Source organism: Ensifer sp. ENS11 (assembly GCF_014851895.1).
GTDB classification, from domain to species: Bacteria; Pseudomonadota; Alphaproteobacteria; order Rhizobiales; family Rhizobiaceae; genus Ensifer; species Ensifer canadensis.
The window spans coordinates 59,192-79,965 of the sequence record NZ_JACVAN010000029.1; the positions used below are offsets into that span (position 1 = coordinate 59,192).

Annotated in this window: 25 protein-coding genes and 4 pseudogenes; 17 read left to right on the forward strand and 12 right to left on the reverse strand. The window is 57.4% G+C overall.

Annotation, left to right across the window (positions count from 1 at the left end; translation table 11 throughout):
• Positions 1–207 precede the first annotated feature (207 nt).
• Positions 208–1,101 (reverse strand): NmrA/HSCARG family protein, encoded by an 894-nt coding sequence (locus tag IB264_RS31645; protein ID WP_192435005.1) that lies wholly within the window; start codon positions 1,099–1,101, stop codon positions 208–210.
• Between the two features lie 92 nt (positions 1,102–1,193).
• Here IB264_RS31645 and IB264_RS31650 point away from each other — a divergent pair, with 92 nt between their 5' ends.
• Positions 1,194–1,604, forward strand: coding sequence for a helix-turn-helix domain-containing protein (locus IB264_RS31650; RefSeq protein WP_192435054.1), 411 nt, complete (start codon positions 1,194–1,196; stop codon positions 1,602–1,604).
• Positions 1,605–1,855: 251 nt separating this feature from the next.
• Here IB264_RS31650 and IB264_RS31655 read toward each other — a convergent pair whose 3' ends face one another.
• Positions 1,856–2,494: a hypothetical protein gene (locus IB264_RS31655; RefSeq protein ID WP_192435007.1), complete on the reverse strand. Its 639-nt coding sequence runs from the start codon at positions 2,492–2,494 to the stop codon at positions 1,856–1,858.
• A gap of 224 nt (positions 2,495–2,718) precedes the next feature.
• On the opposite strand from IB264_RS31655, the gene IB264_RS31660 reads away from it, so the two are divergent.
• The 4 genes and pseudogenes from IB264_RS31660 (at position 2,719) to IB264_RS31675 (ending at position 4,515) form a co-directional block, all read left to right on the forward strand.
• On the forward strand, positions 2,719–3,225 hold the full coding sequence (locus IB264_RS31660; RefSeq protein WP_192435009.1) for a hypothetical protein: 507 nt from the start codon (positions 2,719–2,721) through the stop codon (positions 3,223–3,225).
• Between the two features lie 39 nt (positions 3,226–3,264).
• A pseudogene (locus tag IB264_RS34975) lies at positions 3,265–3,447 on the forward strand (DUF2200 family protein); the annotation flags it as partial.
• Positions 3,444–3,980 (forward strand): AAA family ATPase, encoded by a 537-nt coding sequence (locus IB264_RS31670; RefSeq protein WP_192435011.1) that lies wholly within the window; start codon positions 3,444–3,446, stop codon positions 3,978–3,980. The pseudogene IB264_RS34975 and the gene IB264_RS31670, both read left to right, overlap by 4 nt.
• Before the next feature lie 361 nt (positions 3,981–4,341).
• On the forward strand, positions 4,342–4,515 hold the full coding sequence (locus IB264_RS31675; RefSeq protein WP_192435013.1) for a hypothetical protein: 174 nt from the start codon (positions 4,342–4,344) through the stop codon (positions 4,513–4,515).
• 10 nt (positions 4,516–4,525) lie between these two features.
• Here the strand turns inward: IB264_RS31675 and IB264_RS31680 are convergent, their stop codons facing one another.
• Both IB264_RS31680 and IB264_RS34980 read right to left on the reverse strand, forming a co-directional pair.
• The gene (locus IB264_RS31680; protein WP_192435015.1) at positions 4,526–5,470 is read right to left on the reverse strand and encodes a complex I NDUFA9 subunit family protein; all 945 of its coding nucleotides are present in this window, start codon (positions 5,468–5,470) and stop codon (positions 4,526–4,528) included.
• Between the two features lie 540 nt (positions 5,471–6,010).
• Positions 6,011–6,217: pseudogene (locus IB264_RS34980) on the reverse strand (NYN domain-containing protein); the annotation flags it as partial.
• 113 nt (positions 6,218–6,330) lie between these two features.
• Here IB264_RS34980 and IB264_RS31685 point away from each other — a divergent pair.
• From IB264_RS31685 to IB264_RS31695, 3 genes and pseudogenes are all read left to right on the forward strand, one after another.
• A complete protein-coding gene (locus IB264_RS31685) occupies positions 6,331–6,693 on the forward strand; it encodes a co-chaperone GroES (protein WP_025430838.1) in 363 nt (120 codons plus the stop codon).
• Positions 6,693–8,327 carry a chaperonin GroEL gene (gene groL, locus IB264_RS31690; RefSeq protein WP_192435016.1) on the forward strand — a complete coding sequence of 545 codons (1,635 nt, stop codon included), beginning with the start codon at positions 6,693–6,695 and terminating at the stop codon, positions 8,325–8,327. The genes IB264_RS31685 and groL overlap by 1 nt, the downstream gene beginning before the upstream one ends.
• 129 nt (positions 8,328–8,456) lie before the next feature.
• Positions 8,457–8,711, forward strand: a pseudogene (locus IB264_RS31695) (IS5/IS1182 family transposase); the annotation flags it as partial.
• A 364-nt stretch (positions 8,712–9,075) separates the two neighbouring features.
• Here the strand turns inward: IB264_RS31695 and IB264_RS31700 are convergent.
• From IB264_RS31700 to IB264_RS31705, 3 genes are all read right to left on the reverse strand, one after another.
• The gene (locus tag IB264_RS31700) at positions 9,076–9,363 is read right to left on the reverse strand and encodes a hypothetical protein (RefSeq protein ID WP_192435018.1); all 288 of its coding nucleotides are present in this window, start codon (positions 9,361–9,363) and stop codon (positions 9,076–9,078) included.
• 177 nt (positions 9,364–9,540) lie between these two features.
• On the reverse strand, positions 9,541–9,663 hold the full coding sequence (locus IB264_RS35195) for a hypothetical protein (protein ID WP_256435894.1): 123 nt from the start codon (positions 9,661–9,663) through the stop codon (positions 9,541–9,543).
• A gap of 45 nt (positions 9,664–9,708) precedes the next feature.
• The gene (locus tag IB264_RS31705; protein ID WP_192435020.1) at positions 9,709–10,017 is read right to left on the reverse strand and encodes a hypothetical protein; all 309 of its coding nucleotides are present in this window, start codon (positions 10,015–10,017) and stop codon (positions 9,709–9,711) included.
• Positions 10,018–10,472: 455 nt separating this feature from the next.
• On the opposite strand from IB264_RS31705, the gene IB264_RS31710 reads away from it, so the two are divergent.
• The 7 genes and pseudogenes from IB264_RS31710 to IB264_RS31735 all read left to right on the forward strand — a co-directional run bounded on the left by IB264_RS31710 (position 10,473) and on the right by IB264_RS31735 (position 15,673).
• Complete coding sequence (locus IB264_RS31710; protein WP_192435022.1) at positions 10,473–10,643, forward strand: hypothetical protein; 171 nt, start codon at positions 10,473–10,475, stop codon at positions 10,641–10,643.
• 214 nt (positions 10,644–10,857) lie between these two features.
• Complete coding sequence (locus tag IB264_RS31715) at positions 10,858–11,073, forward strand: hypothetical protein (protein WP_192435024.1); 216 nt, start codon at positions 10,858–10,860, stop codon at positions 11,071–11,073.
• Between the two features lie 247 nt (positions 11,074–11,320).
• Positions 11,321–12,373 carry a sensor histidine kinase gene (locus IB264_RS31720; protein WP_192435026.1) on the forward strand — a complete coding sequence of 351 codons (1,053 nt, stop codon included), beginning with the start codon at positions 11,321–11,323 and terminating at the stop codon, positions 12,371–12,373.
• A 359-nt stretch (positions 12,374–12,732) separates the two neighbouring features.
• Positions 12,733–12,966 carry a hypothetical protein gene (locus IB264_RS31725; RefSeq protein ID WP_192435028.1) on the forward strand — a complete coding sequence of 78 codons (234 nt, stop codon included), beginning with the start codon at positions 12,733–12,735 and terminating at the stop codon, positions 12,964–12,966.
• A gap of 216 nt (positions 12,967–13,182) precedes the next feature.
• Positions 13,183–13,314 (forward strand): hypothetical protein, encoded by a 132-nt coding sequence (locus tag IB264_RS35200; RefSeq protein WP_256435895.1) that lies wholly within the window; start codon positions 13,183–13,185, stop codon positions 13,312–13,314.
• 181 nt (positions 13,315–13,495) lie between these two features.
• A complete protein-coding gene (locus tag IB264_RS31730; protein ID WP_192435030.1) occupies positions 13,496–13,867 on the forward strand; it encodes a hypothetical protein in 372 nt (123 codons plus the stop codon).
• Positions 13,868–14,543: 676 nt separating this feature from the next.
• A pseudogene (locus tag IB264_RS31735) lies at positions 14,544–15,673 on the forward strand (AI-2E family transporter).
• 127 nt (positions 15,674–15,800) lie between these two features.
• On the opposite strand, the gene IB264_RS31740 reads toward IB264_RS31735, so the two are convergent.
• From IB264_RS31740 to IB264_RS31760, 4 genes are all read right to left on the reverse strand, one after another.
• Positions 15,801–16,109, reverse strand: a complete 309-nt coding sequence (locus tag IB264_RS31740; RefSeq protein ID WP_192435034.1) for a hypothetical protein — start codon at positions 16,107–16,109, stop codon at positions 15,801–15,803.
• 340 nt (positions 16,110–16,449) lie between these two features.
• Positions 16,450–16,953 (reverse strand): ferritin-like domain-containing protein, encoded by a 504-nt coding sequence (locus IB264_RS31745; protein ID WP_192435036.1) that lies wholly within the window; start codon positions 16,951–16,953, stop codon positions 16,450–16,452.
• A 529-nt stretch (positions 16,954–17,482) separates the two neighbouring features.
• Positions 17,483–17,800 (reverse strand): hypothetical protein, encoded by a 318-nt coding sequence (locus tag IB264_RS31755; RefSeq protein ID WP_192435040.1) that lies wholly within the window; start codon positions 17,798–17,800, stop codon positions 17,483–17,485.
• A gap of 140 nt (positions 17,801–17,940) precedes the next feature.
• Positions 17,941–18,141 carry a hypothetical protein gene (locus IB264_RS31760; RefSeq protein WP_192435042.1) on the reverse strand — a complete coding sequence of 67 codons (201 nt, stop codon included), beginning with the start codon at positions 18,139–18,141 and terminating at the stop codon, positions 17,941–17,943.
• Between the two features lie 278 nt (positions 18,142–18,419).
• On the opposite strand from IB264_RS31760, the gene IB264_RS31765 reads away from it, so the two are divergent.
• Both IB264_RS31765 and IB264_RS31770 read left to right on the forward strand, forming a co-directional pair.
• Positions 18,420–18,728, forward strand: a complete 309-nt coding sequence (locus tag IB264_RS31765) for a type II toxin-antitoxin system RelB/DinJ family antitoxin (RefSeq protein WP_192435044.1) — start codon at positions 18,420–18,422, stop codon at positions 18,726–18,728.
• Positions 18,725–19,018: a type II toxin-antitoxin system RelE/ParE family toxin gene (locus tag IB264_RS31770; protein WP_192435046.1), complete on the forward strand. Its 294-nt coding sequence runs from the start codon at positions 18,725–18,727 to the stop codon at positions 19,016–19,018. The genes IB264_RS31765 and IB264_RS31770 overlap by 4 nt, the downstream gene beginning before the upstream one ends.
• 58 nt (positions 19,019–19,076) lie before the next feature.
• Here the strand turns inward: IB264_RS31770 and rsgA are convergent, their stop codons facing one another.
• On the reverse strand, positions 19,077–20,099 hold the full coding sequence (gene rsgA, locus IB264_RS31775) for a ribosome small subunit-dependent GTPase A (protein WP_192435048.1): 1,023 nt from the start codon (positions 20,097–20,099) through the stop codon (positions 19,077–19,079).
• Positions 20,100–20,774: the final 675 nt, after the last annotated feature.

Consider the following 20,774-nt stretch of genomic DNA (forward strand, 5'->3'; position numbering starts at 1 on the left):
GCAATCGATCGCCTCGAAGAAATCTGCGCTTGGTCGCCATTGCAAGTCTCCAATAGGGCACCAGTCCCGATTTCGGTATCAAGCTCGGCCTGCGTCATGCCGGCTTTCGGCCACGCGGCAGCTCGCCCTACCAGAGCCATCAGGAACAGCGAGTGTTGGTGCTTTCCTGCTCGCGCGCTATCAGAACCCGGGTGATTAAAGTCGGAGTTACGCCAGCGTGTTGGTTGTTCTCAAGGCTTCATCGAGTGCCCTGCGTCCGTTCCCGGCAAGCCAAGATCGGAAAGTGAGTAGCTCTGGGTTGATCTCACGCATGGCGTTCAGATCGACACATTCTGCAAGCGGACCATCTTCCAAGCTCTTCGCCATGTGTGCGAGGTCCGCATTCGCCGCGAGAACGTCATCGGGAAAGCGTGCGTAGGAGATTGGGCGACCGGCGCCTTCGGTAAGGGCGGCTTCAAGCTCGTGCCCCGTCACACGGTCGCTTGCGATCTTCAACGTCATGCCGCCGAAGCGGGTCTTGTCAGCAAACACCGCAGCAACAAATTTGCCGATGTCCTCCACGGCGGTAAGCTGGATAGAATGATCCGGTCTGATCAGGGATACCAACCGTCCTTCATCCAAACCGAAACCAGGTCGTACGAGCATCTCCATGAAGATCATCGGCCGGATGATGGTCGCGGTGATGGCGAGTTCTCGAACGTGCCTTTCGATGCGAGGCTTGGCGTCGAAACGCGCGACCCCTGTCAGTTCATCCCCAACGCTAGCGCCTGAAGAATAAACGAGATGTTCGACGCCGATTTCGGCTGCCAGATCAGCAATTGAGATACCGTAGCGGACTTCGTCTTCTGCCGCCAAATTGGCCGGCAGTACGCTGAAAACACCATAGGTGTCTTTCATAGCTGTGCGGATCACGTCCGTGTTTTCGAAGGCGCCCTGGACAAGCTCGACGCCTGCAATCCCCAGTTCTAAAGACGCGGCATCAGTAGAATTCAAAACGAGCGCGCGAACAGGCCATCCCACCTTCAATAAGGCTTTGGCGACAGATCCTCCCTGTCGTCCGGTGGCGCCGAAAACAAAAATTGGCTGTTTGCCATTGGTCATTGAAAACCCTCGCGTTGAACAACAAGGGTCATCCATATATACGAATGGAAAATCGCCGGAAGACGGCACATTTTTCAGCATCAGGCACAAGGATGATACCCTTGGACAAACATTTCCATGCCGATGCGCTGCAAGTATCTGAGGATAATGGTCTGTTCAGACCGATCCAAGGAAACGGGGTGTGCACGCTGCTGGGCGACAAATGGACTGTTCAAGTCCTTTGGCGCCTTTCGCTCGCGAAGGAGCATCGGCTCCGTTTCTCAGCCCTTAAGAAAGAGGTTGATGGCGTCACCCAGCGGATGTTGACGCTTACGCTGCGCAATCTGGAGCGTAGCGGCCTCGTTGTACGCCATTATTTTCCTGAAGTGCCGCCGCGTGTTGAATATGAGTTGACCGAGATGGGAGGCGGGGCCTTGCGCGCCCTTGAAGGGTTCAACTTTTGGGTTCGTGATAATCTGCACACTATCCAGGAATACCGTCGCGCTTACGACGATGCCAAGTAGTTAATCCAAGCGTCGTTTCTACTCGACGACTGCGGGCAGCGCTCCCAAGGGATTCGACTCCGATTGAGAAAGGGTCGCCTCCTCGTAGGCCGCGCCAACTCGCTTGCTCTGAGGCGCATCCACCGCCGGGCAACCTGCTCACGCTCCGTCCGGGGCTGCCGTGACGGCTGCATTTGTTTGAACTGAAGCCGAATGTCATGGAACTTCGCCAACTGATCAATCGCCTTCGTGATGACTAGGCTCCAGCTCGCCTAGGGACAGCAGCCCGCCTTCGAGCAGGCGAAAGTATAGAAGCGCTCTTCGATATCCCAAATCCAGCCGACGAGTTCGAGCGCAACCCGGAGCGCGCCAAGAAGACCAGTCTGAGTAAGCAACTCGGCGACAGCGCGATATGCCAATGCCTGAGGATCTTCCAGGATTGGACGTATCTGGTCCTGAAACGTGGTTAGGTCCATGCCGGCATCGGCCCCTTCGGGACTCAAATACGGAATCCCCAGGCTAGCCAGAATTACCGTTAGGGTGAGCTTGCAAGCGGCCTTGCAGAGCTTGCAGGGCAATTCCTTCTGTAAATCCGTGGCGGTCTTCCTGACGTACCCGATGGTAAGTCGGAATGCAGCGCCAGGCTGGGACACTATCCGGAGCTTAAGGCTACGGAATTCACTTTTCGCATGGAGGATATAGAGTTCGACGCGCCCCCTCAGGCCATCACCGACGAGGTTTCCTGGGTTATCGTGCGACTTGACTACACCCCGCAATTTATCAAGCAGAACGACAACATAACCATCGTGCTCTGTTACCTGCAAATCGTGGTCGTAGATATAATCGCCTTCGCCTTCGATCTCGATGATCTCGGCAAGATCCTCACGCGTTATTGTCGAGCGAACTTGCATTGAAGGGCTCCCGATCTCCCTTGGAAAGAGGATCCATCGTATGACAGCGAGTGTCTGAGAAAAATTCGCCCGAAAGTAGTACCATGCCGCAAGCCTTCGTTGTGCGAGGCCCTTGGCCAATCGGCTTGCCGTGCGCCACTTCACCGTGCGAAATGCCACTCGACAACTCTTTGTTATTAAAGCAATCTCTGATTGACGTCTGATCGCGAGGCAAGGAGGATCACATGATCAATCTCACGCAATCGAATGGCGACGCGCTGGACCTCGATGGGACCACTGTGCTTCGCATCAGAAAGACAGTCGCTCATTGGGACAATGACCTCGGAAACACCCTGGTAAACTCCGTCCGAGCCCTGTTTGTGATGGAGGAGGCGTCTGCCGTTGCGGCACTGGTCAAGGCGGAGCTTCCGGGTCTCGATTCTCTCACACAACCAGGTGGCTCCCCCGTCTGGTTCAATCCCGCGAAATCGAGCGGGCCCATCCCGGTAGCCTCGCCGGGAAAGGATGGGATCAACTCTGCGCTCGATATTGGAGGAAAGCGCCAATATGTCCGCGAAACGCCGGAAACAGTCAGGGCGAAAATCGAAGCGGGCGGCGGTGATGTCCAGCCCCTGCCTGGCGAAGCGTTCTGGAACCAGGCCGTCGAAGCAGTGAAGGACTTCTTCGATGGGGTTGAAGACTGGGATCCAGATCGCGGAGTCGAGACACCGGAAGACCCGGCAGGATCCTAGCCCCCGCGTGCGGGCGGCGGGTGTACCCGTCCCGGAGGGATGATTACCGGAGTGGTCTGCGGCGTCAGAGTCGAGAGTATCGAAGAACCTGTCATGCGGGAAATTCGATACTTAGACACACCGGCTCCATCGCGTCCGACCTCGCACGATCGCAGATCGGCATATTATGGATCGTCGCAGATTGCGGGAACGTCGCGTCACCTGATAAAATCAACGTTATGAATCACGCAGGCGAAATACTCATTCTCACAGGCCCACCCGGCTCCGGAAAAACTACCACGGCACTAGCCCTTGCCGAAGAACGCGGATCACCCAAGGCTCATCTTCATTCTGATGACTTCTGGCACTTCATCAAAAACGGCGCGATTCCACCCTATCTGCCCGAAGCGCATGAACAGAACGCCGTAGTCATGGATGTGATCGCAAATGTTGCCGAAGGATACGCCAGGGGCGGTTTTTTTGTCGTTGTGGATGGCATAATCGGCCCATGGTTTCTGCAACACTTCAGGAGACTCGCCGCGCCACTCCACTACGTTGTCCTGCGGCCGCCGTTGGATGTGGCCATTCTTCGCTGTCAAGAGCGTGGTGGCGACACGTTGACCGACCCTGTGCCTATTACCGCACTCCATCAACAGTTCTCATCGCTGGAACAGCTTGAGCCGCATGTTCTATGTACCGATGGACAAACACGCCGTGAAACGCTCGGCATGGTGATCGAGGCGATAGAGGGCGGCAAGTTTCGTTTGGCGACATAGGCAGCTTCGAAAAGCATAGCTGCCCTCAAGTCGCATATCCCAGGTTCGGCTACGTCGCACGTGTCAGGAATTTGCCACGGCTGCTCTCGAGCTTGCAATTGATCTCGGCGGCAGTTGACAGTTCCTGCGAAAATGCAGCAGGCCAAATTTTACCGCCGAGACCGAATTGCCGTGCCTCGCGTTCCGCTTACGTTTGCAATCTGGTGCACACCGCCTGTTCACAGGTGCAAAGGGGAACTCAGGGTCGAAGAGAGCCGTTCTTCACGGGTCCTGTGCTCGGCTTGTTGCGAAAATGTTCACGTTCCGGTCTAAAAAGCTTGGATTTCCATGAACCGCTCGACGATCGCTGGCGCTGGTGCTGGTGTCGAGCCTTGGGCGCAATCTGGTCTACGGCATCGACCTCAACCTCGTTCTTGCCATTGCGCCGCCGATCATTCCCAAGATGGCGCCGGTCACCCGCTCGCAGGCGCTGACCATTCGCAATCTCTCCTACATCGATGCGGCGGTGACGCTCGGTTTGCAACGGTTCCATTGAGGGTTCGGACTCAAGCCGCGTGCGCGAGCATGCGGACGACCTCTTCGACGCTGCGGGGTTCAATGCCCAGTTCTTCCAGGCCCGGCAGATCGCTTGCCGCGACATTGTCACGACGCATGAGATCAACTTGGTTGCGCGTGAGCGGCGCCGCGGGAAGAAACTCCGTAGCCGCCGCCAAGATGTTCCATACCGCGAATGGCACAGGTACCGGCCTGGTTCGCACCTTGAATTGAATGGCGACCTTCTGAACGAGTTCCCGATACGAATAAATGCGCGGACCGGCGCACTCGAAAATCGATGCACCCGTGGGATTCTGACCCAGAGCCAAGCGGCTCACAGCCTCCGCCACGTCCTCGACATATACCGGTTGCAGCCGAGTGCTCCCTTCGCCGAACAGCGGATAGATCGGGAGGAGGCATACCAGCCTCGCGATCGTTGTGATGAACGCATCGTCGAGGCCCGTCATGACAGCGGGACGGACGATCACCGCGCCTGGAAACGCCGCCTTCACCACGTCCTCACCGCGACCCCGCGCCCGGATGTAATTCGAACGGGAATTCGGATCCGATCCGATGCCGGAAATCTGGATGAACGTCTCGACGCCGACATCCCGCGAAGCGGTCGCCAGAGCGGCTGCGGCTTCTACATGGACACGCTCGAAGGTCTCCTTACCGCGCTCGACATAAAGGCTGACCGCATTCACAACAGCGCGAGATCCAGCCACGGCAGCGACGATCGAGGATGGAACCAGTATGTCAGCGTCGATCTGCTGAGATGGCTTCTTATCGGAGGCGTTGTCCAACGTGTTCTTTGAGGGATGACGCGAGACGGCACGTACATCGATACCCTTATCCAGAAGCCTGCGCACGATCCGCCGCCCAACGAAGCCCGTTCCGCCGAACACTGTCACAATGTTCGCGCCGGCTAAATCATTTCGACCATGTTGGTTAGCCATCGTGCTCTCTAAGGTTCTCCGACCAGCAGCGGGTCGTCAGTCGCGTTCTCCCGTTAGTAATCGGACTTGGGCGGAATGAGTGTTTCTGGTTGCGCGAATCCCGCTGGCTACCACCTTACGGCAGGGGTTCATTCCACGGCCGATTTGAGGAAACGTTTCCAATTTGCATCCGTTCCGCAACCGTCCCCAATAGAACGAATTAATGAAGGGGTCTGTCGCGACCGTTGCTATGACGCTGAGCGCGAGGGAGATGGTCTAATCGCGAGGCATCAGTGATTAATAGTGCCGAATGGTAGGCAGATGGCAAGTCGTCAATTGCCATTGGCTGAAGGGCGACGTTCTATATTATAAGCTGAAGGAGACGAATATGGCTGCCCGAGAGCCCGGATATGCTCCGCGCGGCGGACCGCAGCCAAACCGTCGATCGCATTGGTTCGCTCGTAAAAGCCCTTGAACTGGTGCCCCCCGATGTCGCCGGCGAACTCGCTCGATCCGCCAGTTCGCGCGACTAGCAGTTTGCTATCGGCTCCACGTGAAGCCCAAGGGCGTCGCGGCGTTCGGCTGCTGGAGCGGAGTGGGCGTCTGAGCCGATTCCGCACCATTTGACGCGGCGATCGGTAGGAGGTTTTCCGTGTAGATGAACCTGCGGCATGCCTGACGGAGGCTCCCCGGCGTCTTTTGCTCGCTGAAGCCGAAAACATCGGTGCCTTGCTCGCGGATCCGCGACGCCAGGCGTGTGAAGCCGGAACTGACCCCTCAAAGCCTTAACGGCTATTTCTTGGCACTCCTATCAATCGAGTGCCAAAGGTGCTATGTAAGGATTGCAGCCGCCCTATGTGCCGGCAGCAGAAAGAATCTCTATGAAAATCCGTCCACTCCATGACCGCGCCGTCATCCGGCGCGCGCAAGGCTATCTCAAATCCAAGGGCGGGATCATCATTCGCGACATTACCAAGGAAAAGCCGCAGGAAGGCGAAGTGATCGCCGTTTGTCGAGGCACCCGTAATGAAGGCGGCAAGCTGATTCCGCTCGACGTTAAGGCCGGTGATAGGATTTTGTTTGGCAAATGGTCCGGTACCGATTTCAAGATTGACGGCGAGGAACCCCTGATCGTGAACGAGCCCGACATCATGGGCGTCGTCGAAAGACCGTCGCGGCCGAGAAAGCTGCCTGACAGTCGATTTCCAACCCCGCAATCTCAAGACCGAACTGGACGAACATAATGTCTGCCAAGGAAATCAAATTCTCCACTGATGCGCGCGATCGCATGCTGCGCGGTGTCGAGTTGCTCAACAACGCCGTCAAGGTGACGCTGGGCCCCAAGGGCCGCAATGTTGTCATCGACAGGGCCTATGGCGCGCCGCGCATCACCAAGGACGGGGTCGCAGTTGCCAGGGAAATCGAGCTGGCCGACAAGTTCGAGAACATGGGCGCGCAGATGGTGCGCGAGGTGGCCTCTAAGACCAACGACCTCGCCGGTGACGGCACCACGACGGCGACTGTGCTCGCTGCCTCCATCCTGCGCGAAGGCGTCAAGCTCGTTGCCGCCGGCATGAACCCCATGGATCTCAAGCGTGGCATCGACCTTGGTGTCGCTGCTGTCGTCAAGGAAATCCAGGTGCGCGCCAAGAAGGTCGAGTCTTCGGGCGAGATCGCGCAAGTCGGAACCATTGCCGCCAATGGCGACGCGACAGTCGGCGAGATGATCGCCAAGGCGATGGACAAGGTCGGCAATGAAGGCGTCATCACCGTCGAGGAAGCCAAGACTGCCGAGACCGAGCTCGACGTTGTCGAGGGCATGCAATTCGACCGCGGCTATCTCTCGCCCTATTTCGTCACGAATGCCGAGAAGATGCGCGTGGAACTGGAGGACCCCTACATCCTCATCCACGAAAAGAAGCTTGGCAATTTGCAAGCGATGCTGCCGATACTCGAGGCGGTCGTGCAGAGCGGCAAACCGTTGCTGATCCTTTGCGAGGATGTCGAGGGGGAGGTTCTGGCGACGCTGGTCGTAAACAAGTTGCGCGGTGGCCTGAAGATCGCGGCCGTCAAGGCGCCGGGCTTCGGCGATCGCCGCAGGGCCATACTGGAAGACATTGCCGTCCTCACGGCCGGCCAGATGATCTCTGAGGATCTCGGCATCAAGCTCGAGAACGTTACGCTCGACATGCTCGGCCATGCCAAGCGCGTGCTGATCGAGAAGGACACCACCACGATTATCGACGGCTCCGGCGATAAAGCGACCATCCAGGCGCGCATCCAGCAGATCAAGGCACAGATCGAGGAGACGACCTCCGACTATGACAAGGAAAAACTCCAGGAACGCCTGGCGAAACTCGCCGGCGGCGTCGCGGTCATCCGCGTCGGCGGCGCGACCGAAATCGAGGTCAAGGAAAAGAAGGACCGTATCGACGATGCGCTGAACGCCACGCGCGCAGCGGCTGAGGAAGGCATTGTTCCTGGCGGTGGTGTTGCCCTGTTGCGTGCCAGGTCGGTCCTGGTCGGACTGACCGGAGCGAATGCGGACGTCACGGCGGGCATCTCGATCGTGCTCAGGGCGCTGGAAGCTCCGATCCGGCAGATCGCCGAGAACGCCGGTGTCGAAGGCTCGATCGTCGTGGGAAAACTCACCGACAGCAGGGATCACAACCAGGGCTTTGACGCGCAGACGGAGACCTATGTCGATATGATCAAAGCCGGCATCGTCGACCCGGCGAAGGTTGTGCGGACCGCTTTGCAGGACGCGGGCTCAATCGCGGCACTTCTGATCACTGCCGAAGCGATGATCGCCGACAGTCCCTCAAGAGATTCCGCCGGGCCGGCCGGCAACGGCGGCATGGGTGGGATGGGATACTGAGAACGGTGCTTGAACGGCGTTGGTGCACGGATCGTTTGTTGGTGTGGGTTAGGCAAGAGGCTTCCGCCATAGCGATTGTAGTGTAGCCATGCCTTTCAAACACCACGCCTTGCGAAAGATAAAGTTCAGGGTGACGAACCCGGCCAACGGGACCAGCATATCGCCGTAATCAGCAGATACTGCCGGATGAAATGGCAGGCCTCCAACGTTTACGGCAAACGCGTCGAGACCGCCATCGGGTGATACAAGTCCATCATCGGGCGGCGTTTGCGGCCCGATCGCTTCCCGTTCAGCAGACCGAAGTCGCCCTCGGCTGCGCAGTCTTCAACCGAATGCTTGCCGGGCGCACGCCCGAAATCCGTCCGCAAGGCAGCCACGGCATAGTATGCCACTTCAAAGATACCCATCCGCTCAAGTCCGGATCTCTGCACCAAACCTGTGCAGCGGTCTTCGCGTCGTGCTCAGTATGTATTGAGAACGTCGAGGGCTTGGTCTGCATTCTCACGATTGAGGCCAGTCATTCTCCACGCATCGACCTGCGCAGGCTTGCCGCTGAAGACGTGGTAGATCGTCCAGGATCCGTCCACTTCAACACGTCGGCCGAATTGATAGCGGCCATGAATTTGGTGTGGCGCGTGGCCCTCGTTCTTCCAGCGTATAATGGTGCGTGCATGCTCTCGGTGGGGCATCGTCGTTCTCCCGTTCTTCGTATCGCCGTGATACCGCTCGGTTACACCCAGCGGTACCTTCAAGCGTGTGGCTGCGAGTGAGGAATGTTCCCGGTACCATCCAATGTGATGATGCGTTCAAGTTCGTCGGGTTCGATCGCGATCAAGCGCATGCGATACTGATTTTCTATCGTTGCCGGCACTTTGATAAAGGTCGCAACGCGTCGGTAGGCAAGCCAGGAAAGGCCTTCGATGAGGACCTCGTCTTCGTCCACGTCGTAGTCGCCGGCCGCGAACGTTTCCTCGGTGTCGGGCAACTGGAAGGGCCGATTGAAGTGGATGGATCGATGGTTGGTTCGATTGAACATGATGTCTCCTTCCGACGCCGGCGTATGCGCGGCGGCGCGTTCCTGCCTGTCGAGCGTTATGCTTTTGACGAAGACGGGATCATTGATTGCTCTGTTGGACCTTGCAGATCCCGAACGAGCCTTGTCTGATATCTAGCGTTCGGAGTGATGATGGGCGTTTGGCTCCGTGCCGCGCCATCACAAGATCCGGCCGAAGAGGATCGTGGTGATGACCACACAGACCGCGACCGAAAGAGCAATCCAGGCAAACAAACCGCGATAGTCGAAGAGGTAGATCTGAGCTGGTATGTGGTACTTCATGATCGCCTCCCGTGGCTGATCTGGTTGGATGAGTTGGCCTGGTCGTTATAGGATATGTGCCGTTCTGAATGCTCGCTCGGCCAACGCCATCCCATCCTTGCCGGCACTGACAATCACTTCGAGATTGCCTTCATCCGTCACCCGCTCATGGGTTTCGCGGCTGCTGCGGATGCGATACTGGAGCGCATCGTCGCGGATCGGCAGCGTCGCAACGATGCGATACGTTTCTCCAGATATTGACTCTCTCGTCAGCGCCCCCTTGGAGCGGACAAGTTGGCCAACATGAAAGCGGTGGATCGGTGACGTGTCGCGCGGGCCGCGGATGATACGTTTCGTGAAAGATAGAGCGTTCATAGTGGTCTCAGTCCTCCTCAAGCGTTGGTAAGATTAATTCGGCTGCAACAGCCGTTCCGCATTTTCGCGCTGGCTGTAGACGGATCAAAGATGCTCGTTGCGATGGGCCGGACAGACGGCTCGAGATCTGTTTCGAGACGCGTTGGCCGCAAGCACTGACGCCGAGCCTGCCTGTCTGTCGAGAATTTAGGGGATTGGGGCGGTTCGAAGTTCTACCGCGAAAGCCACATCGGCCAAATCAACTTGCCTATAGCATAGCGCGTCGATTGAGTTTCAATTGAGGCGGTTGTGCCTGTCGGCCGACGTGAACTCTCCTATTCGTCCAGCTTCATCGATGTTTCTCTGGAGGTTGCGGCTCCTGTCTCACCGAGCGATCAACAGGTGCCATCGTGGGGGATAAAGCCCCGTATCCGCTGCGAATGTGGTAAGCTCTTTGTTTGGAATTGGGGACTGCCATGTCCGAGCCGAACAAGCTCTACGAAAGCGACATCATCACCCTCCATAAGGTGCCACTGATCGGCACGCTCTGCCTGGAATGCGACGAGGGCCCGATCGAAGTGGCCATGAACCGAACGGCTGCCGAGACGTTGCAGAAGGCGCTTCTGCGGTTTCTTGCCCGCGATTGATGATCGACCATGCGGGCTCCCCACCGTCGCTGGTCGCCTTCGATGAAGGAGAGCCACAATGTCCTCCCGCTTGGTCTTTTCACTGTTGCTGGTGGCAGTGTCGGTTATCCTTGTCTGGGCATTCAGACCGCCTCAGGGCAACGCCGATGGTCGTCCTCCCATGCCACATGCGGCCGGGCATGCCGTGAACACCGACGTTGGACTGCGCTGAACCATGGCGACACAACGGTATGATCTGAAGGTCGAAGCCAACAATGTGTGGACGGTGATCGATGTCTTCACCGGGCAGCCGGTTGTTTTAGACGGTTATCTGATGTCGCATTTGCAGCGCGATGAAGCGGACGATCTTCTTGACATTCTCAATCTGAAAGACGCCATGCGCAGGGGCCTCATCCAAATTCGGCGCCGACCACCGGAAGATAAAGACTAGGGTCAGGACCTGTTGACCCGTTCCGCGTCTTGGTTGCTGGTCGGGCATTTATCCTGTGGCAGCTATGACCGTTCCTGCGCTCTGTGGTGTTCCAGCCATCGCTGTAGTTTCGATCGATTAAGTGAACGTGCTCTCGATATTCGTGGTAGTATGCGTCCGGATCAGTTCCTCTCCCAATCATAACCCGTCTACGTCCATGCTGGGGATGGCTCTTGCCCCGCGAGCCTCTGGCCGCAAGGACACGACAATGACCAGGGACACGCCTCTCCATCCCGAAACCTCGCTCAGTCTTGCGCTTGCGGTCATTGCATCTTCGAGCGCGCCGATCGTGCTTCTCGATGGCGATCTCCGCGTGGTCGCGGCCAGCACCTCCTTCTACAGGGCCTTTCGGATCGACGCCTCTACGGCCGCGGCAAAGCGCTTCACCCAACTGGGCGATGGAGAGTGGAACCTCGCCCAATTATCGGTGTTGCTTGAGGCAACTGCGGCAGGAGTTGCCGATGTGCGTGGTTATGAGATGGATCTGAAACGCCCGGACCATGATACCCGGCGGCTGGTCCTTGACGCTCAATTGCTTGACTATGCCGATACATCGCAACTCCGCCTGCTTTTGACGGTTGCCGACGTCACCGATGCGCGGGTCGCCGAGAGGGTGAAGGACGACCTGCTGCGAGAAAAGGCGATCCTTCTGCAAGAGGTCCAGCACCGTGTCGCCAACAGCTTGCAGATCATTGCGAGCATACTTTTGCAGAGCGCTCGCAAGGTTCAGTCCGAAGAGACCCGCAACCATTTGAAGTCCGCGCACAGCAGGGTCATGTCCATCGCTGCGGTCCAACAGCAGCTCGCTACATCCAGTGTCGGTGAGGTCGAACTCCGCTGCTATTTCGAGCAGCTTTGCAGAAGTCTCGGAGCTTCGATGATCTACGACCCCGAACAGCTCTCGATCGAAGTCGACGTGGACAAGACCTTTATCGAGGCAAACACCTCGATAAGCCTCGGTCTCATCGTTACCGAGCTGGTGATCAATGCGCTCAAACACGCATTCCCGAAGCACCGCGAGGGCAAAATCACCGTCGACTACCACGCCAAAGGAAAAGACTGGACCCTCCAGGTCGGCGATGACGGCGTAGGTATGCCGACAGGGGGAATTGAAGTGAAGCCCGGCTTGGGCACGGGGATCGTGGAAGCGCTCAGCAACCAGCTGGATGCACGGATCACCGTGGCAGATGCAAGGCCCGGCACACATGTTTCAATTACACACCGGGATCACGTTGCGGAAGTCGACAGGACAGCAGCTTGACCTTCGGGAACTCGGAATGACCCTGTTTGAAAGATCGCTGCCATGCATCAGATTCCGCGCGGTAGCATTGGTTGCGGATAACGAGGTCTTTGCCGCAAACCAGTAGCTGACGAGGGGAATTTGCGCCGGACCTCGCGCGGATCGTCTTGCCGCCCAGGAACCGCTCACACCTTCCGGTCTGTCCTTGCCGTGTTGCCGTTCGCTTCCACTCAGGCACAATCGCGAGCACGATCTTAAAACCCGTTGCTTTGCCGCTTGGCTAAGCACAAAAATTCGCTGCGGCAAACGTTGGGTGGTCGCGTTTGCCGTACCGAGGTCGTCGCATCCGCAATGTGTCTCAAAAAGAGAGGGGGGATCCATTGACTGATTCAAAGCCGGAAATCTTGGATCAGGTCCTAGCCGATTTGATCAGCGACCAAATTGAGAAACACCATGCAAACGAGCTTCGAGCCGTGCTCTCAACCGGTAACGAGATCACCATGCATGGGAAGTTCACCATCGGCCGTGACTTCATCATTTACAGAACAGCCAAGGATAATAACGGCAGGTGGGCGATGACGCCTTTCTCCCACATCGTGCAATTGATCGTTTGACGCGGCGGCTCCGCCGCGTTTGCAAGCAAGAACTGTGATACACTTGCTTCCGTTGCCATGCGGCGACCGGATCCCTGAAACTGCTCCCGAACCGCACGGACCGCGAGGCCACAAGGAAGGCTCCCGCGCGTCTCCTTGCCAGAAATGTTCGACCTGACAACGGCGACGAATGCTGTAACCCGCATTCACAGCGCTCCAAATATGGAGGAAGGCGCCATGTCAAATCGTCTCGTTTTCTCTCTGATCATCGTCACCACGAGTATTCTGCTGGTCTGGGCATTTAGACCGGCAACGATCATGTTTACAGGGTCGGCGCAGACAACACAGTCCGACGCCCTGACCCAGTGACCTCATCAAGCGCTGCCGACCTATCGCTCGCCTGGTTTGTCATTATCTGCCGACAGATGCAGCGCACTTCGAGCCCGTTCAGTTGGTGTGTCAGGGAACTGCCACTGAAGCTGCGCGTTTCTGTGTGTTAGACTTCGGGCACTACTGGCATTCCGCTGGCATCCCCGATGGGAAAAAATCAATGAAAACCGTTCTAATCGCATTGGGCGTAGCCGCCGCCACGTCATGGTCGGCCTTTGCCGCCGAACCGGCCAAGATGGTCGACACCAAGGTGGGCAAGGTCATGACCACGGAAAAGGGCATGACCCTTTACACGTTCGACAAGGACAGCAAGGGCAAGTCGAACTGCGACGCCGATTGCCTGAAGACGTGGCCCGCGTTCCACGCCGCAGCAAAATCGAAGGCGGTAGGCGAGTGGTCGCTTGTCAAGGACACGGCCGGCAAGGAGATGTGGGCCTACGACGGCAAGCCGCTTTACACCTATGCCGAAGACAAGAAGGCTGGAGACGTTAAGGGTGACGGCGTCAACGGTGTCTGGCGCCGCGCCAAATAGCGCACCCAGTCGATGAGGGGCGGCTTTCTGGCCGCCCTCTATTCGAGCTGGAACGAAGACACGTTTGGCGCGTTATGTTACGTCGGAGTACAGCACGAAAACAGCATCGTCCATCATCGTGATTGACGATAACCAGGGTACTCCCAGGAGACCCAAATGGATATCACCACACTCCTCATCATAGTTCTCATCGTTCTCGTGCTCAGTGGTGGCTGGTACGGTCGCGGGCGCTGGTATTGAACATTCGTCAATGGACGGACACTCGTCCATGCCCTTCTTGGACCGATCGGGTTATCCCGAGGAGGTAAGGGGCAATTACCCAACATCGCGCGATACGGGTTCGCGAGCGCACATCGTTGCGGCCACTCAGATCTCCTCGCTTCAAAAAGCGGCGCAGCGAATTCTGGTTTGCGATGCACGTCGGTCCCGTGCAGACAGTCCATCGTATTGCCGGCACCAGGGGCGTCGTTTGCACGATCGGCGTGGCGATGAAGCGAAACGGCAGCGCAACCACCGTGCAACCAACGGCGTGTGCGTATACTCCGGCCGTTCTTAAGCTGCCAGCATTTCCGCGTGTTCGCGTGCAATTCGGCTTGCCATACCCACTCGGCGTTCGCGCAGAACGGCGAGTGGGTATAGAGCCGTCGTGGCGCTACAGAAGGAGGCGGATCGGGCAATGTCAGATCTTCGCAGATGGATTGGGTCAGTTCTCGGTATCAGTACGCTTGCCCTGCTGGTTGTTGCTTGTGCCCTGGTCCTTTGGCCCTTCCTGTCGGCCATATTGTGGGCTGCGGTGATCTGTTACTCGACGTGGCCGCTCTACCGCCAATGCGAGCGTGCGGTCGGAGGATACCGCGCAGTTGCCGCAGCAATAATGACGATGCTGGTTATCTTTGTTTTGGCTGCACCGCTTGCCTTCCTTGTGACCGCGCTCGCCGACGACATGAAAAATCTGGCCGAGGGAATTACGCACGTCTTGGAGGAGGGGCCTTCGGCGCCGCCCAACTGGATTAAAGGTCTGCCGATCGTCGGCGAAGGCGTGGCGGCCTACTGGGAAAACCTCGCTCATGATGCACCAGCATTTATCGTCGAACTCAAGAAACTAACAGGCCCTGTCACCGATATTGCTCTTGCAGGCGGAGCCGCCCTCGGTGGCGTCCTCCTTGAACTCGCGCTCAGCATATTCATCACCTTCTTTTTGTTCCTGCACGGTCGCCGCATGATCGGCTTCATGCGCCAGATCAGCGAGCGCGTTGCCGGTCCCCGGGCCAAGAGATTGCTGACGGTCATCGGTATGACCGTCAAAGGTGTCGTCTACGGGATGATCGGAACCGCACTTGCGCAGGGCCTGCTGGCCGGCATCGGTTTTTGGATTGCCGGTGTGCCTCAACCTCTATTGTTGGGCTGCCTGACCTTCGCGCTGTCATTTGTGCCGGGGGGGCCGCCCTTCGTGTGGGGGCCTGTTGCACTTTGGTTGCTTTCTCAGGGTTCCATGGGCTGGGCGATCTTCATCGCCATCTGGGGTCTGCTTCTCGTCAGCAGCATTGACAACTTTCTTCGCCCGTACCTGCTCAACCAAAACAGTAACCTGCCGGTGTTGCTGGGCTTGTTTGGGCTCGTTGGTGGTGTGCTGGCCTTTGGGTTGATTGGACTTTTTCTTGGACCCACTTTGTTGGCCGTCGCATACAATTTGTTTCTCGAGTGGGTCGCAGCTGAACTCGAAGAGCGGACGCAATCGGCGTCGCGCTCCGTACTGCCCGAGGACATCGGAGCGGGCCCAAAGGGCTGACTTGCCAACTAAGATAAAATCGATGGCGTTGACGCCCCGCTTGACGTTGTCGAATTTCACGCCTTGCTGTGTATCGTCTCAAGAGCAGGTTTGCTGCATCAACCAGGCGCCGAGCCTTGTCGCGAGAATTGGTGCTCAATCCGGTCAATGGATTGTTTCTGTGGTTGCGGAGCGACCAAACGCCATGCCGCCACCTTCATTTTCCCACCGATCCAAATCGTCATTCGAAAAAGGCGAGGAGAGCATCTCGATCTGGCTCAACAGAATGGTGACGAGCGCTGCCTCGGAGTGAACGCCGCCTTGAAATGCCGTGATCAGAAATTGAGCTGCGGCGCGTCTCTTCGCTCGGTGCCAGGCGCTTCTGACATTGAACATTCCGGCGGTGTCGAGCACCCGTTTCAACATCTTGATATTGAGGGGAGTGGGGACGTGGGGAGCTATGTTGGAAGACATCTGGTCCTCCTTCGGTTGGGGCATATCCGCAGGAAACGGTGGCTTAGAGCTTGCTCGAAGATCTGCCTGACACCACTTTGGTCTCCTTCCCGACAAATGCAATCGATAACCGCGTGATTTGGCCACAGTGTCGCGCGCCGGGGCGGGACATAATCTATGGTCCATCTCGGATTCTCGCACGCGTCGGCCGAGACTGCCTTTGCCCGGCTTGATAGGATCAAGCCGGGCCGATATTCACGTAGAGCTTTCCCGGTTGAGTCAGAGCCGCGGAAGCGCTCTATCTCTTTGCTTTTACGCATGTCCTGACGGAAAACCGCTTCGCACTTTTACTGGAAATGCTTCAGGCCGCTTTTTCTGCGGTCTGATTCACGACCTTGGTGGCGATCGCGGTCAGAGCTATGTCTGTCGCCTGCTCTTCGTCGAGCGTCGTCTGGAGGAGCTTGGCGGCATCTTTCATGCCCAGTTCCAGGGCCCACGTCCGCAAGGTGCCATAGCGTGACATTTCGTAGTGTTCGACAGCCTGCGCAGCCGCGAGCAATCCGGCGTCGAGCGCGGGCGAGCCTTCATACTCGTCCATGATCGAGGCGCCTTCCTTGGTGATGCCCATGATCGCGTCACATGTCTTCTTTTCCGGCTTCTTGCCGATGATCTTGAAGACCTCCTCGAGTCGCTCGACATGAACCTTTGTCTCGCCGAGATGCTTGATAAATGCATCCTTGAGCTGCGTGCTCTTGGCGGAATCGCGCATCTTCGGCAGTGTGTCGACGATCTTGTTTTCGGCGAAATAGACGTCCTTCAACGTATCGTGAAAAAGCACGTCCAGCGTTTTGATTTCCTTGGCCATGATGGCTCCTGTGGTTAGAGGGCTCTCTGTCATGCTCCAGGCAACGCGCCTGGTCGTGCTGGCTGCCCATGAGGGGCGGCCAGGTATTTTGACGTCAGAGGGTTGGCGGACGGGCAGTAGCTGTCGGGTGGGGTGAGACGGCTAGCGAGTGACTCGATCGTGAGGAGCGCCGGTTTTGGGTATTTGGCCGGAATCACGACCCTCGCGCGTTCTTGCTGTTCGCATGTCAACGATAGAATGGTTCTTCGCTTTGGGCGGAATACGTCGCGTCTCGTGCCAAAGAGCACATTCCAGAAGGGACGCTTCATCCGTGTTGCCGAACCGGAATTCATCCATGATGAACCTCGCCAGCCGATCGGCCTGCATGCCGCGCTCCTGGAGCCGTGTCTTCAAACAGGTCGCTTCAAAAACCCTGCTCACCACTGAAAGATCGCGGGGGCCGAGATGGTGGCCTGTCATGCTGGGCAGTGTGTGCATCGAATTCTCTCGTTTGGAACATAAGAAGGGCTGACGGCCGATCGGTAGCCGTTCAAGCTGGCGACTTCGCGGTGACGCTTGAGATAGCGCCGCCTTCGTCATCCCATCGGTCAATCGCCTCGGCTTTCGTCTGCTGAGGCGTCTGATGTTCTCCGCTTGAAGCATCGCCACGTTCGACAAGGGCTGCAGTCAGCCTTTCGCGGCTATTGATACCGTTTTCGAGCGCAGTCATCAGGAAACACGTGGCAGCAAGTCGTCCACTTGGATCTGCTTTGGCTGTCGTTCCGTAGAAACCCGCATCGGTAAGCACCTCGACCAATAGGCTGAGGTCGTCGGCATCAAGATAGTGTTCTGGATGGGTGGAAGACATGACGTCCTCCTTTGGTTGGGGCACAGGCAGATAATGACCCGTTCGCGACAGCGCCCGCTTCAATCGCTGTCGACGAAATACCCTGCGCGCAATATTGCACTGAGGCAACAGACTTCCGTCAAACGTCAGACATAAGTGCATTACCGACTGATGGTGCCCTGCTGCAACTTTCGTGCATCCATGGCATTTGCTAGATCGAGCCTGCGGGGGCCGGCCTTAGTAAAGATTTCGCGCGCGGCAAGCGGTGCCAAACGATAGGCCCGAATGAATTCTTCCACATCGTAGACTGCGTCCCAGCCGCGAAGCAGGGCTTCTCTTTCATATTTGACATGCCTAGTCATTGAAACGCTCCCGCGTGTCGGATCTTGGCGCAAACGGCCATTTGTCAGGCGGCGGAGGAAGCGTCAGATGGGTATGTGTACTGGCAAAACGTCGTGGGGCGCATAAGGTTCCCAAAAGGGCGTCTGCACCCGATACGTTTCGGTGACCGCGGCACGTGTGCTCAACAGATCGCATAATGTATCGACGGGAACGTCGAGGCCACGTTTTACTGTTCGCGACGATACTGGATTATGTCATGCAGTTGCATTACATTGATGCTTTGTGAAGGAGATATGTGATGGCTGCAAATGCACTGGTCCAGACGCGGATTGATGCCGATATTAAGGACCGCGCTACGGCCGTTCTGCAGAACATGGGGTTGACCGTCTCGGATGCTGTTCGAATCCTTCTAACTCGGACGGCGAACGAAGGCTCACTACCGCTGGAAATGGTTGGTAGCAGTGACGCCCACGATGCCTGGTTCCGCGCCAAGGTGTTGCAGGCTCTCGAGGACACGCGACCCGATTTCGAGGATGCTGATGCTGAGGCTCGCTTCCGCGAGCGCCGGGCGGCAGCTCTGCGTAAGGCAGGGGCTGACGACCGATGAGGCTTGTCTGGGCGCAGTATGCGCTTGGCGATCGAGACGCTATCTTCAGCTACATTGAAAGCGAAAATCCGAGGGCGGCGGTCCATGTCGACGAGGAGATTGCGCGAGCCGTTCGACGTCTTCTCGACTTTCCCGAAAGCGGTCGTCCCGGTCGAGTTGAGGGAACCCGGGAGTTGGTAATTCCGCGCACACCCTACATCGCGGCTTACATGGTGACAGCGGACCGGATTCGCATTCTGCGCATCCTGCATGGGGCCCAGATATGGCCCTTCGAGTTCGGAGACGAGTGAATCCAACTACGAGCCATTTGGCTGTCGGCGGTTCGATTCCCTTCAAGGTGTCAGACCTTCAATATTTCTTTTTGCGAACGATCTTGTTGCCGCGTGGTCCGCTGATGACAGGTGTTCTGTCACGGTTTTCAGAAACAAGACTTCGCCAGCGTTCAACGCGGTCGGCGGCCAAAGTGCCGCTTTTGACAGCTGCCTGAACCGCGCAGCCCGGTTCATGCGCATGGGTACAATCGCGAAATCGGCAAAGCGGTGCCAGTTCCCTTATGTCGGAAAAAAGCGTGTCGATCCCGTCGGTGATATCGCTGACGTAAAGTGTTCTTATCCCGGGCGTATCTATGACCCAGCCGCCGCCCGGAATAGCATGCAGCGAGCGCGCGGTCGTAGTGTGACGGCCTTGCGCGTCATGTTCGCGAATAGTCCCGGTTTTCTGCTTTGAGCCCGGTGCAGGTCCGGTCAGCGTGTTCACCAACGTCGACTTTCCTACTCCGGACGATCCCACCAGGGCGATGGTTTGGCCAACGCCGCACCAGGAACTCAAAATGGAGCTTGCATCGGCAGAGCGCCCATTCAGGGCAACGACAGGTAGGTCACGCTGCAAAGCCTCGGCCTTGGCCTGAAACATGCCAACGTCGTCCGCGGTGTCAGCCTTGGTCAGCACGATGACCGGTTTGCTGCCCGCCTGGTTGGCCATGATTAGGTAACGTTCTAGCCGGTCAATATTGAAATCGGCGTTGCACGACGTCACGATCAACAGTGTGTCGATGTTGGCAGCAACAAGTTGTTGGCCACGTCCGACCTCCGGGCGTCGCTTAAACACGGTTTTCCGGTCAAGTCGGCGGACAAGCATGTCGGACCGGGGTTCGGCAAGCACCCAATCGCCCACCGCGAAGTCAGCCGTATTGGCATTGGCTGGTAGCTCTAGCCTGACCGACCCCGTAGCGCCCATTGCCTCAATGCGTGCCCGGTGAACCGACGCGACGCGCTTGGGTACGAGGTCTGCTTCGGTCGACTTCACCTGATCCGCAAAAAAGGCAGACCAACCAAGCAATTCCAACGCCGAGTGGAGACAGGAGTTCGTCAAATTTTGCTTCGCCTTTGATTTTTGCAGGCTTCCTGCCTAGTTGCGCTGATGATCTCGCTTCGGCAAAGAATTTGCGTAAGCAGCAGCCTCGCCGGAGTAGGGGAAAGGGTCCCCCAACTGACGGTCCCCGTCATAAACTTTGAAGGCGGGTCCATCGACTTCGACGATCTTATACCCATTCACGTATTCAAACTTTGGCGTTTTCCAACCCATAAATTCTCTCCAGCTTCGGTCCAATGTTTCCAAACTCTGAAGATGATGTCCGGCTGTCATTCTTCACCGTCTATCGCCATATCACGTGCCTGCACAAAAGACGAACTAGCCAACGCCGGTTCGTATCCCGTTAAGGCGAGGGATAGGAGACATCGAGACTGGGCGGACTGTTGCCGGCTTCCGGTCGTCTCAGTCGGGTGCGTTACTGCCCTTGATCTGAACGCCCAGGAAGCGTTCAGGCGCGGATACTTGGCTATTATGACCCGAGCGTCTCAATTGGGGCGGTTAGCTGGAAGCAGGCGCTGAAAGCTGACAGCGGCTCGAGGGTCCGCTTTTGTGATGGGTTTCGGATGCTGGCGCTCCACGCGTTGGCCTGGCTCGGGCCGGCGTCCGAAAGCCTCCAGTGAAAGAACCCGCGGGATGGAAAGCGCGGTTGCCGGTCTATGGGGATTTGTCGTTTTC